We start from the raw sequence: 12,521 nt of genomic DNA, 5'->3' as shown, positions 1-12,521 counted from the left end.
AGCGTGCCGCCGAACGCCGGCTTGCCACCGCGGTGGGCGGCGCCGCCCGGGTGCCGTTCTTCATACTCAATAGCCTGATACATGTCCGGTTCGTGCCGTCGCTGCCGAGGTCCGGACGCGACTTCGTATGAAGGAGACATCGAGGGAACATACAAATCGAACAAGAAGATCGAGGGCTACGCCCTCGCTCACAGCCAGGCAACCTCGGCAGCGTTGTACAAGTCACCCGTCCGGCATAGCCGTCCAGGGTTGTAGTGACCTTCGCGGCAGTAGCGGCGTTGAGACTGGCATGTCGATGAATGCCAAGCTGTTGCCGCGTCAGGAAACCGTGAACACTGATCACACTGCGGGTTCCGAAACGTCCGACACGCCGATCTTTCAGTCCCTGGCACGCAGTTGGTCCTCGGACGGGCGCTTGGTACCCGGAATGAACGATCAAGAGTGGAACGCCGCGCAACTGAATCTGATACTCCACAGCACATCCAACCCACCGATCGCCGATGCATGCTGCTCGGATGAAGCGGCCGGACAGTGGCGGTGCCGGAAGAAGCAGGGGCCTGATGCGGACCTGTGTCAGTCCACAGCCAGGCGCCTGGGCTAGGAATCGCAGGCTATCGCAGAAGTCTGTGAATCGGTTGGCCGCGCCGCACAGAACTGCTTGTGAGAAAGGGTGAGCCTGCCCATGACGGCCTGCGCTTCCGCGACGCTGTCTACGGCCATCGTTCGCTCAACCTCGTCACGTGTTCGGGCAGGCGGCCGGGCAACGGCACCCGCACGGTAGTCGAATAGACGTTCGACATGTGGATCTCGACGATCGAGAGATGGAATCCGTGGTAGATCACCGACTTTCCATTATTCTCACCTCCGTAGTAGTGACTGCGCGCCAGGCGTACACGCCTGGCGAACAGAGCCTTCCGAGCACGAGCAGACAAACGAGTAGTACAACCGTGTCCTGACCAACCCGCGGCGCGGCCGCCGGGTTCGCCGTTGTGGGGACGCCGCTTCGGAGGCGGGCACTGTTTCGTCGGCTCCGGCGCCGACCCGTGTCGGCTGTATGGCGGGGCTGATCAATGCCGACGCTGTCGACACCTCATCGACGCCCTGGCATCGGTACTCAGACCAGCTACCCGACCGCACACGGGCACGCTCGCGGTCATGTCACTCAGAAGCATGTCCAGCTGAGCCGGGAGGTGCTGCCCCGGCACTGGGAGGTTGCGGCACGGCTCGTAGGTGTTGCGCTATCACCGCGGCCGGGGAGTCACCGGTGAACGGTGGCCGACCTGTGAGCAGGGTATAGAGGAGGCAGCCAAGGAAGTAGAGACCGCGGCGCGCATCGGCCTTCTTTCCGTCCGCCTGCTCCGGGGACGTATAGGGAAGGGATCCGATGATAGTGCCGGTCGCCGCCAACGTCCCCTGTGCCGACTCCGTTGCCACGAATCGGGCGATGCCGAAGTCCGGCACCTTCACGACACCATCCGCGGTGACCATCTCATTGCCGGGCTTGATATCACAATGCACGACATCCGCACGGTGAGCAGCCTCCAGTGCGACACACATCTGCACAGCCCAGGCGAGCGCCAGCGCAGGTGTGGGCAGGTCATCGTCGGCAAGCACCTTCGCCAAGGTCCGGCCGGCAAGGGGCTCCATGACAAGGTACGGGATGGGACGACGCGACCGTCGGCAGCGGCCTCGCCATAGTCGTGGCCGGTCACGATCTGCGGGCAGGAGCAGTGGGGCGGGAACCTCCTCTGTCCGTTCCACTGCGGCACAGGCGGCGGCGCCTGTGCTTACGCGTCGGTACCCGTCGTCGAATCGGCTTCGCGCAGCTCAGCCAGCAGGTTCTGCTGTTCGGTAATCAACTCGGTGAGGATGCGACGAGCCGAACGCAGCAGCTCGACCACGTCGGGGCCGGCCAGCGAATACACGACGGTGTCCGACTCACGTACCGAGGTGACGATACCCGAGCGACGCAGCACCCCCAACTGCTGGGACAGGTTGGAGCGTTCGACCTCGATCTGGGCCAGCAACTCGCGGACCGGCACGGGCCCGTCGGACAGCAGCTCCAGTACTCGGATGCGCACCGGATGACCGAGCATCCGGAAGAACTCGGCCTTGGCCTGGTAGAGCGGAACCGTGACTGGCTTCACTTCTCCGACTCCTCATCCTTGGCGGTCGCAGGTCGCGGGACGGTGATCCCGGCTTTGCGGGCCAGGCCGTGCGCCGTCTCCAACTCGTCCAACGCCGACGCGACCCCCGCAAGATCGGCGGTGTCAGCGGCGTCGGCCAGACGTCGCCGCGCCACCTCGACCCGCGCGATCAGTACCTCGGCGATCTGTTCGGTCTTTTCCACGACCACCCTTGTCCTGCTGTTCGAACCGCCTAGAAGCATCGACCGCACCCCCGACAGGCACGGCCGACCGCGAGGCACCGGTACCTGGCACCCTCATTCAGCTGTCGGGAGGCGGACCCGGGGCCCGCGTGGACATCATGTACCCGATTGAAGGAATCATCAATTCGACATGCAGGCGAGACGGGTGACCAGGGACGGCAATGATCAGCCGTCGTCCGCGATGAGCGCGTGCAGGTGCTGGTCATGCCATCCGTCTTCGTGCAATAGAGCGCTGCGCATGGTGCCTTCGAGGATGAATCCGGCCTTGACGGCGACCCGGCAGGAGGGGTCGTTGGCGACCGAGTGACACAGCCGCAGACGGTGCAGCCCGAGGTCGTCGAAGGCCCACTGGCTGATCCGCCGGGCCGCGGCGACCGCGACGCCGCGGCCACGTGCTGCGGGCAGCAGCCAGTACAGGACCTCGCCGCTACCGTCGGACAGCTTCAGGTCGCCGCACAGCACCGCATGCGGCCAGGGCGATGGCGAGATCAACGTGGACGCTGAACGCGGACAGGCAGCAGTCCGGCGGCAAGCCAGCCGCAGCACGACATCGAGCAGGAGCGCGGGCCCTTTGAGTCGTTCTTCGACGGCCGGAAAGGAACACACAACGCGCGACCGTTGAAACCGCGATGGTGTTCGGCCATGTCCCAGACCAGCGTGAACCCGCCACGGCGAGAAGCAGGAACCCGCAGGTCGGAGCTGGCGTTTCGAGTCGTTCCCTGGTTCACGCCCCGGTTTCCGTTTGTGGGTCCGAAATACCCGGACCCGGGGGGATCGATATCCGCGGGAACCGGAGCCGCGTGGAAGGTCATTGACACCGGAGTCCGGGGGATGATTCGCGGCGGAGCCTGGACAATTCCCGGTCCACGAACCGCTTCGGGTGCGGCTCGTCTTCAGAGACCGGTTGAAGCACAGCACGTCGCGTGAAGCACCACAGCAGCGCGGACAAGCGGCATTGGCGCCGCAAGCACGCGGGCCGTGAAACAGGTCCCTCATCTCACCACACCCGGTGGCTTGTGAGCGGCCAGCAGGACGGCCACGGCATCGATCGCGTGCTTTGAGCTCGCCGAGGCGATCAGGTCACCGAGATGCACCTCGGCCGGCTCACGGTCCCGCTGCGCGGTACGGCATGCGTACGGCGGCTCCGCCGCCCACGACCACCCTGAAGCGCACCCGTGAGCTCTTGACGCGTCGCGCCGGCCCCGCGCCGGATCGGCGAATCGAAAGTATATCGTGATACGATATATGTGCGACCAAGTCCTTGGAATGCGGATCATCGACCGGTCGCGCACCGCGACCCAGACAGAGGTCGGAGTCGAAGTCGCCACGTGTTGCTCGGCCCGGCTCGGCCGGGACGCACCTGATCGCGCCGGAGCCCGTGGGCCGCAGTCCGATCCGCGGCTCGATGGCGAGAGCAGCGTGGCACCAGCACAGGGAGCACGCTATGTCGTCAGGAACGCATGATCGTCCGGTGGCCGGTGCCCGGCTCGCCAGCCAACTTCTGGATCTGGACCCGGTCGAGACTTCGGAGTGGTTGGAGTCCTTGGACGGGGCGGTCGACGTCGAGGGCGCGGGGCGGGCGCGGTATCTGCTGCTGAGTCTGTTGCAGAGGGCGCGTGAGCGGCAGGTAGGCATCGCGGACCTGAACAGCACCGACTACATCAACACCATCCCGCCGGAGACCGAGCCGCCCTTCCCCGGTAACGAGCACCTTGAGCGGCGTATCCGGGCCGCCATTCGCTGGAACGCGGCGATCATGGTTCATCGCGCGCAGCGGCCCGGGGTCGGAGTCGGCGGGCACATATCCACCTACGCCTCGGCGGCCTCGTTGTACGAGGTCGGTTTCAACCACTTCTTCCACGGCCGTGACGCCGTCGGCGGCGGCGACCAGATCTTCTTCCAGGGGCACGCCTCGCCCGGCATCTACGCGCGGGCGTTCCTAGAAGGGCGGTTGACGGAGGATCAGCTGGACGGGTTCCGCCAGGAGGTGTCCCACCGCGGCCTCGGGGGCGGACTGCCCGCCTATCCCCACCCGCGACTCATGCCGGCGTTTTGGGAGTTCCCGACCGTGTCCATGGGCCTCGGGCCGCTGAACGCGATCTACCAGGCCCGTTTCAACCGCTACCTGCACGCGCGCGGGATCCGCGACACCAGCGGTCAGCGGGTATGGGCGTTCCTCGGGGACGGCGAGATGGACGAGACGGAGTCCCTCGGCGCGATCGGCGTCGCGGCCCGGGAGGGACTGGACAACCTGACCTTCGTCGTCAACTGCAACCTGCAGCGGCTCGACGGCCCGGTGCGCGGCAACGGGAAGATCATCCAGGAGTTGGAGTCGTTCTTCCGGGGTGCCGGCTGGAACGTCATCAAGGTGATCTGGGGCCGGCAGTGGGATCCGTTGTTGGCCGCCGACTCCGACGGCGCGCTGCTGAACCTGATGAACACCACCACCGACGGGGACTTCCAGACCTACGCGGCCGAGTCCGGCGCATTCGTGCGTGAGCACTTCTTCGGACGCGATCCGCGCACGGCCGCCATGGTCGTAGATCTGTCCGACGAGCAGGTGCGGGGCCTCAGGCGCGGCGGGCACGACGACCGCAAGCTCTACGCCGCCTACCGGGCCGCCGTCGAGCACACCGGCGCGCCCACGGTGATCCTCGCCCAGACCGTCAAGGGCTGGGGGCTCGGCCCGCACTTCGAGGGCCGCAACTCGACCCACCAGATGAAGAAGCTGACCGTGGAGGATCTGAAGGGGTTCCGCGACCGGCTCTGCCTGGATATCCCCGACTCGGCCTTGGAGGAGAAGCTGCCGCCCTACTACCTGCCCCGTGATCCCTCGGAGCTGGACTACCTGCACGACCGCCGCCGCGCACTGGGCGGGTACGCCCCGTTCCGCACGGTACGGGCCAAGGCTGTGAGTCTGCCCGACGAGTCCGCGTACGCGGTCGCCCGGCGCGGATCGGGACGCCAGGAGGTGGCCACGACGATGGCGTTCGTCCGGCTGCTCAAGGATCTGATGAAGGATCCCGGGATCGGCGACCGGTTCGTGCCGATCATCCCGGACGAGGCGCGCACCTTCGGCCTGGACGCGTTGTTCCCGTCCAAGAAGATCTACTCTCCGCAGGGACAGAACTACCTGTCGGTCGACCGGGAGCAGATGCTGAGCTATCAGGAGTCGACCACCGGGGTGCTGCTGCACGAGGGCATCACCGAGGCCGGCTCGGTGGCGTCGTGGACGGCAGCGGGAACGTCGTACGCCACGCACGGCGAGCCAATGATCCCGGTCTATATCTTCTACTCGATGTTCGGCTTCCAACGCACCGGGGACGGGCTGTGGGCCGCGGCGGACCAGATGACCCGTGGGTTCCTGATCGGCGCGACCGCCGGACGGACCACCCTCAACGGCGAGGGACTGCAGCACGAGGACGGCCACTCTCTGTTGCTGGCCTCGACGAACCCGGCCTGCGTCGCCTACGACGCGGCGTACGGGTACGAACTCGGGCACATCGTCCGGGACGGCCTGCGGCGGATGTACGGCGAACCGCACCCGGGCGAGGACCAAAACGTCTTCTACTACCTCACTGTCTACAACGAGCCGATCGTGCAGCCGGCCGAGCCCGACGACGTCGACGTCGAGGGGATCCTGGCAGGGATGCATCGCATTTCTCCGGCCGAAGCCGGCTACGGGCCGCAGGCGCAGATCCTGGCCTCCGGCATCGCGGTGCCGTGGGCACTCCAGGCGCAGCGTCTGCTGCAGCGGGACTGGGGCGTCAGCGCCGACGTGTGGTCGGTCACGTCCTGGACGCGGCTGCGCCGCGACGCCCTCGCCGCGCAGGCGTGGTCCTTCGCACATCCTGCCGAACCCCGCCGGGTCCCGTTCGTCACCGAGCGGCTGCGGGAAGCGCCGGGGCCGGTGGTGGCCGTGTCGGACTGGATGCGGGCCGTACCGGACCAGATCGCCCCGTTCGTGCCAGGTCCGTGGTGCTCGCTGGGCACCGACGGGTTCGGCCTGTCCGACACCCGCCCGGCACTGCGGCGGCACTTCGGGGTCGACGCTCCGTCGATCGTGGTGCGGGTGCTGCGTGAACTGGCCGACCGCGGTGAGTCGCATCGGACCGCGGCGGCCCGCGCTGCCGAGAAGTACCGGCTCGACGGCGGCGACGACCAAGCCGAGGCAGCCACGGCAACGCTCGACACGAGCCCGGTCAACGGAAGCCGGTGACACGTCATGTACCGGCGTCCGATCGTCGTCGGGGTGGACGCCTCCGATTCGGGCCGCGACGCCCTGGACTGGGCCGCCGCGGAGGCCGCAGCCTGCCGGCTTCCACTATGCGTCCTGCACGCGTACTCGACCATGTCCTCATGGGCCATGGTCAGCGAAGTGCCGCTGCCGTACGACGACGCCAGCGCTGCGGTGGCGGCCGCGCTGGTCGAGCACGCGGCGGCTCGAGCACGGTGCGTAGCGTCCGATATCGAGGTGAGCACCCGCCTGGTCGAGGGCACACGAGCACCTGCGATGCTGGCCCAGTGCCGTGACGCGGAGCTTCTGGTCATCGGCGGACGGGCGCTGGGCGGGGCCCGTGGCATGGTAGCGGGCTCGCTCGGCGCCCGGGTCGCCATGCATGCCGACTGCCCGGTCGTTGTGGTCCACCCGATGCGCCCCCTGGCGCCGGGCGGCTCGCCCGCCCGCGTGGTGGTCGGCGTCGATGGCACGCCATCGTCCGGACGCGCCATCGAGTTCGCGGTGCGTGCCGCCGTCCAGCGTGGCGTGGACGTCACCGCGGTCCACGCCTGGAGTCCGCAGGTAGTCGCCGGTCTCTCTGCGTCGCGCGAGGCCCAGTCCGGCGCCGAAGCCGCCGCGTGGCGGACGTTCCAGGCCGTGGTCGCCCAGTCCCACCTCCAGCACCGGAAAGTGCGCGTCGACCTGCGACTGGTCCAAGGTCCCGCCCAGGACGTACTGGTCGCCGAGTCCGCCGGCGCGGCTTTGGTCGTGGTCGGGTCCCGAGGCCGGGGCAGCGTGCGGGCGGCGCTGCTGGGATCGGTGAGCCGGGCCGTGCTGCGACGTGCCTGCTGCCCGGTCGCCGTGGTTCGGTCCCGTACGTCGTAACCGGCCGTCGAGTTGCCGCCGCAGCCTCGCCGATCGCGGGCTCAGGCGGTCGGCGTCGGTGTTCGCCGGCGCAGCCAGGGGATCATCCCGCCGGCCAGCACCATGGCCACCTGCCTGTCGGACAGTCCGTGCCGGGTGAGGTAGTCCTCGTCCCGCGTCATGTTGTGGATGGTGATCGCGGTGTCGGAGGCGATCGCTTGTCGCAGGTCGTCCACGTCGAGGATGTCGTCCTGCGCGATCCGCTGATAGTCCGCAGGGTCGCTGAACTCCAGCGCGAGCACCCCGAAGTTGGCCAGGTTCTGCCAGTGGATACGGGCGAAGGAAACCGCGAGGACCAGGCGCAGGCCCAGATAACGGGGTGCGATGGCGGCATGCTCCCGGGAAGAGCCCTGTCCGTAGTTGGTGCCCGCGACCACGATGTGCCCGCCGGAATCCCTGGTGGCCAGCGCCCGGCCGGGATAGCTCTCGTCGATCTGGGTGAAGGCGAACTCGGCCAGCTTCGGGATGTTGCTGCGGTATGGCAGGACCCGGGCACCGGCGGGAAGGATTTCGTCGGTGGACACGTCATGGCCGACTTTGAGCGCGACCGGTGCCTGGATGCGGTCGGGCAGCGGCGGGAAGTCCGGCAGCGAGGCGATGTTACCGCCCTTGACCAGGTCGGCGCGGCGAGTGGTTTCCGGCGGCGGCGGTTCGAGCATGGCGGTGTTCACGCTGGACCGCTCTGGCAGCTCGACCTTCGGGTAAGCGATGCCGAGCAGATCCGGCAGCTCTCGAGGGTCGGTGATCAGTCCGGTGAGGGCGGCAGCCGCGGCGGTCTCCGGCGAGCACAGGTAGACGGAGTCCTCGCGGGTTCCGGAGCGTCCGGGGAAGTTGCGCGGGACGGTGCGCAGGCTGTTGCGGCCGTTCGCCGGCGCCTGCCCCATGCCGATGCAGCCCATGCAGCCGGACTGGTGCAGCCGCGCGCCGGCGGCGATGAGCGCGAACGTCGAGCCCATCTTGGTGAGGTCCTGCAGGATCTGCCTCGACGTCGGGTTGACGTCGAAGGACACCCGGGGGTGGGTCTGCCGGCCGGCCACGATGGCGGCGGCCACGGCGAAGTCACGCAGCCCGGGGTTCGCCGAGGAACCGATCACCACCTGCTCCACGTCGCGGCCGGCGACCTCGCGGACCGTGACGACGTTGCCCGGCGAGCTCGGCAGGGCGATCAACGGCTCCAGCATGGACAGGTCGATCTCGTCGGTGACGTCGTAGCCGGCGTCCGGGTCGGCGACGATCTCCCGGAAGTCGTCCTCACGCTGCTCGGACCGCAGGAACGCCCGCACCTGCTCGTCAGCGGGGAAGACGGTGCTGGTGGCACCCAGTTCGGCACCCATGTTGGCGATCACGTGCCGGTCCATCGCGCTGAGCGCGGCCAGCCCGGGGCCGTGGTACTCGATGATCCGGTTCACACCGCCTTTGACGCCGTGCCTGCGCAGCATCTCCAGGATGACGTCCTTGGCACTGACCCAGGCGGGCAGTACGCCGGTCAGCCGGATGCCCCAGATCTGGGGCATCCGCAGGTGGATCGGCTCGCCGGCGATCGCCATCGCCACCTCGATGCCGCCGAGCCCGATCGCCAGCATGCCGAGGGATCCGGCGGCCGGGGTGTGGCTGTCCGACCCGGCGAGCGTCGCGCCGGGGCGGCCGAACCGCTGCATGTGCGTCGGGTGGGAGACGCCGTTACCGGGTTTGGAGTACCACAGTCCGAATCGCTGACAGGCCGAGCGCAGGAACTCGTGGTCTTCGGCGTTCCGGCTGTCGGTCTGCAGCAGGTTGTGGTCCACGTACTGCACCGACACCTCGGTGCGGGCCCGGTCCAGGCCGAGCGCTTCCAGCTCGAGCATCACCAGGGTGCCGGTCGCGTCCTGGGTGAGGGTCTGATCGATGCGAAGCGCGATCTCAGCCCCCGGGGTCATCTCGCCCCCGGCGAGATGCGCGGCGATGAGCTTATGGGCGACATTCTGTCCCATGGTGTGCCTCCTGGCCCTATACGGATGGTATCCCGGTCACCGGCGGAGGGGGCGGTCGTGGACCCGCCGGCGACCGGGGCTACCCACCCCGGGGTTCAGCTCGCCGGGGCGTGATAGGGCGGGAATGCTCCCGCGGGAGCACCGCCGCGACCTCCGCGGCGTGGTGCGCGCCCGCAACCCGCGAGCGTTCGGCCGGCGTCGCCGGTGGCCCGGGCCGGCCGGATGAGACGCGTGTCCTCGGTCGAGAGACGGTGCCGGATCCCGCGCGGGGTTGCGCAGTCGCGAGCGGTGAGCATGACACAGCCCCTCAGACGGTGCCCCGCCGCGTCGGCTGCGGCAGCCGACACCGATGTATATCGTATCACGATATACTCGGAGGGGAGAGAGATCGCGACGCCACCGGGCGTGGTGTCATGGAGCCGTGGCGATGGAGGACGACCGCATGGGAGCAGAACACCTGACGAAGCGGGATTTCGAGGAGCTGGCCCGTTTCCGGTTCAACATCCGGCGCTACCTGCGGTTCAGCGAGGAGGCGGTGCGCGCTCAGGGCATCACCCCGCAGCACTACCAGCTGATGCTGGCGCTCAAGGGGTTTCCGGGCCGCGAGTGGGCGTCGATGCGGGAGCTGGCAGACCGCCTCCAGCTGCGCCACCACAGCGTAGTCGAGCTGGTCGATCGGGCGCACAAGCAGAGCCTGGTGGAGCGCCTACCGGATCCTGCGGATGCCCGCGGGGTGCGGGTGCAGCTGACCGAGGACGGGGAACAAGCGCTGACCCGCCTCAGCGAGCTGCATCGTGACGAGCTGCAGCGTATGGGAACGGCGTTGGCCGTCCCGATCTGGGACTTCACATCAGGCGGCGGCACCGAGCCGCCCTCCGCCGGTGGCGGGAACGCCGGCAACGTGACCGGAGGCGGTGAGAGTCAGACCGCGTGAGCGCGGATGGCGCAGACACGCTGGACGCGCAACGAAGCGCCGCATGTTCAGCGGGCCGCCGAGCGTGCCGGACGCCCAGTCGGCTCACGGCCGACGCAGCGCCCCTCGACGCTGTTTCCGACGACGTCACGCCCGGGTACAGCCGGCGACTGCGCGCGGTTTCGACAAGCCCGCAACCGTCGGCGAATCAGCCGTCGTGGTCACGTGCGCATCTGTCGCCGTCAGGTGGTTCGACGGCCTCGGCGCCGTCGACGGGCGTCTCGCGCAGCTCCACACAGCATTGGCCGGGGCGCGGTGCCAGCATCGCGTCGAGGCCCGTCGTCTCCAGGCCGTCCAGAACGCCGCAGACGAAGGCGTGGTTGATCCCGCACACCAGTTCGGGCGAGCGAGCGGCCAGGTGGTGGAACGGGCAGTTGAGCAGTCGTAGCCTGGTCGGGGCCTGACGGTCCGGTTCGAAACCCCAACGCTCGAGCACCGCCTCGCCGGCGCTGAGTGAGCGTTCCGGGCCGAGGCGCCCGGGACGGGTGCGAGCACGCTCGGCCGCCCCCGTCGCCTGTCCGTGTCCACGCGCCGCGCGCAGCGCGGCGGCACGCGCCCCTTCCCCCGGCTGTTCGGTCAGGACCGCGTCGATGAGGATCTCGGCGATCACGTCGGGCCGGCGCTCGGGGATGCTGACCTGGATGTCGGTGTCGGACGGCTCGTACACCTTCGGCTTGCGGCCGACTTTGCGGACGCCGCCGGGGTTGTCGTAGCGGGCGGTCAACAGGTCGGCCGCGACAAGTTTGTCGAGGTGGAACGCGGCCAGCTTCGGGGAGATCCCGGCGTCGGCGGCGGCCTCCTCGCGGGTGACCGGGCGCCGGGCGCTTCGCACGAAGCCGAACAGCCGGCGGCGCTGCGCGTCCGCGAGCGCCGCGACAGCCTGCACGCCGGCATCGGCACCTGCCTGGAACGGGGTCGGATCACGGACCATGGTCCCATGATAACGCTTATCTGCATATCCATAACCATGCCGCCTCCTGGCCAACCCCAGCCAGCTTGACACTCACCCCCAATAAGACCAACAATTGTTAGTGAAATCAATCAGGAAGATCACGTCATGACCAGCGAGCCGCACCTCCAGGCGGAACAACCGGTGAGCGCCCTGCTCGCCGGGCCGTACGGGCACTCGTTCCACCCGATGCCGGTCACCGTGCCGATCCGGGCGTGGGCGGCCAGCCTCGTCTTCGACACCCCGTTGCGGTTCGCTGGAAACCCCGCGATCCTCGCCCGCGGCTCCATGCGGCTGATCGGCCTGGGCGTCGTCGGCGCGCCGGCGGCGGCCACCGTCGGGTTCCTGGACGTTCTCGCGATCCCTCCGGGGACCCGAGCCTACTGAGTCGGGCGTATGCACATGACCCTGAATCTGCTGGTCACCGCCGCCGACGCGGTCGGCTTCCTGTGGCGCCGTGCCGGCTCCGGGCCGGTCGGCAACGTCGGGGCGGGAAGGCTGGCACTTTCGGCGGTGAACATGGCCGTGCTCGCCGTCTCGGGAGTTCTCGACGGCAAGCTCGCCTACCGCTACGGAGTACGCGTCGCTGACGAGGCCATCCAGGCGCACCGCTTCGATCTCGTCGGCAACGCCGGCCGCAAGGCCGTCGCCCGCCGTCCCCACACCCCACCCACCCACACTCCACTGCTGGAGCCCCCCGTGCATGGCACCCGGATCCTCGGCGGCGGTCTCAGACCGCAGCCCAGCGGCGCGAGCCGAATGCCCACCCCGGTGATCTTCGGCTACTTCGCGCTCGCCGTCGTCGACCTGGCGGCCTGGACCGCCTACCCGGCCACTGACCGGACCACCGTGGCCTGGACAGCGTTCGCGTTCGGTCTTCTGCTGCCGGTCGCCCTGCTGGGGTTTCCCATGCCGGCCCGCTGGATCCCCGTCTACCAGGCGCGGTCCGTGGTCGCCGCAGCCCCGACGGCTCCGCCGCGGGGACTCCCGTCGAGGCCGTCCCGGCAGAGCGCCACTTCCCGGTCGCCGTCGTCTTGGGACATGGGGTGCTCGCTGTGGTGACCCTCGTGCTGGTCCTGCTCAACGCGCTGAACACA

The 12,521-nt window shown here is 68.7% G+C and carries 9 protein-coding genes and 1 pseudogene; 4 read left to right on the top strand and 6 right to left on the bottom strand.

What is annotated here, in order from left to right:
- Window positions 1-1,158: 1,158 nt before the first annotated feature.
- The 4 genes from GWK61_RS01755 to GWK61_RS55890 form a co-directional block, all read right to left on the bottom strand.
- Window positions 1,159-1,761 carry a protein kinase domain-containing protein gene (locus tag GWK61_RS01755; RefSeq protein ID WP_323747364.1) on the bottom strand — a complete coding sequence of 201 codons (603 nt, stop codon included), beginning with the start codon at window positions 1,759-1,761 and terminating at the stop codon, window positions 1,159-1,161.
- A gap of 26 nt (window positions 1,762-1,787) precedes the next feature.
- Window positions 1,788-2,147, bottom strand: coding sequence for an ArsR/SmtB family transcription factor (locus GWK61_RS01750; RefSeq protein ID WP_323747363.1), 360 nt, complete (start codon window positions 2,145-2,147; stop codon window positions 1,788-1,790).
- A complete protein-coding gene (locus GWK61_RS01745) occupies window positions 2,144-2,350 on the bottom strand; it encodes a hypothetical protein (RefSeq protein ID WP_194904168.1) in 207 nt (68 codons plus the stop codon). The genes GWK61_RS01750 and GWK61_RS01745 overlap by 4 nt, the downstream gene beginning before the upstream one ends.
- A 204-nt stretch (window positions 2,351-2,554) precedes the next feature.
- Window positions 2,555-2,881 (bottom strand): GNAT family N-acetyltransferase, encoded by a 327-nt coding sequence (locus GWK61_RS55890; RefSeq protein WP_228561582.1) that lies wholly within the window; start codon window positions 2,879-2,881, stop codon window positions 2,555-2,557.
- A 952-nt stretch (window positions 2,882-3,833) separates the two neighbouring features.
- Between GWK61_RS55890 and aceE the strand changes: the two genes are divergently transcribed.
- Entirely contained in the window at window positions 3,834-6,608 is a 2,775-nt protein-coding gene (aceE, locus tag GWK61_RS01735; protein ID WP_194904165.1) for a pyruvate dehydrogenase (acetyl-transferring), homodimeric type, read from the top strand.
- A 6-nt stretch (window positions 6,609-6,614) separates the two neighbouring features.
- Window positions 6,615-7,493: a universal stress protein gene (locus tag GWK61_RS01730; RefSeq protein ID WP_194904163.1), complete on the top strand. Its 879-nt coding sequence runs from the start codon at window positions 6,615-6,617 to the stop codon at window positions 7,491-7,493.
- A 41-nt stretch (window positions 7,494-7,534) separates the two neighbouring features.
- On the opposite strand, the gene GWK61_RS01725 is transcribed toward GWK61_RS01730, so the two are convergent.
- On the bottom strand, window positions 7,535-9,502 hold the full coding sequence (locus GWK61_RS01725; RefSeq protein WP_194904161.1) for an aconitate hydratase: 1,968 nt from the start codon (window positions 9,500-9,502) through the stop codon (window positions 7,535-7,537).
- 427 nt (window positions 9,503-9,929) lie between these two features.
- Between GWK61_RS01725 and GWK61_RS01720 the strand changes: the two genes are divergently transcribed.
- Complete coding sequence (locus GWK61_RS01720; protein ID WP_228561581.1) at window positions 9,930-10,436, top strand: MarR family winged helix-turn-helix transcriptional regulator; 507 nt, start codon at window positions 9,930-9,932, stop codon at window positions 10,434-10,436.
- A 187-nt stretch (window positions 10,437-10,623) separates the two neighbouring features.
- On the opposite strand, the gene GWK61_RS01715 is transcribed toward GWK61_RS01720, so the two are convergent.
- On the bottom strand, window positions 10,624-11,406 hold the full coding sequence (locus GWK61_RS01715) for a helix-turn-helix transcriptional regulator (protein ID WP_194904159.1): 783 nt from the start codon (window positions 11,404-11,406) through the stop codon (window positions 10,624-10,626).
- Between the two features lie 126 nt (window positions 11,407-11,532).
- Between GWK61_RS01715 and GWK61_RS55880 the strand changes: the two are divergent.
- Window positions 11,533-12,486 (top strand): annotated as a pseudogene (locus GWK61_RS55880) (DUF2231 domain-containing protein).
- Window positions 12,487-12,521: the final 35 nt, after the last annotated feature.

The organism is Catenulispora rubra (assembly GCF_015356825.1).
GTDB classification, from domain to species: domain Bacteria; phylum Actinomycetota; class Actinomycetes; order Streptomycetales; family Catenulisporaceae; genus Catenulispora; species Catenulispora rubra.
This window is presented reverse-complemented; position numbering and strand designations above follow the sequence as displayed.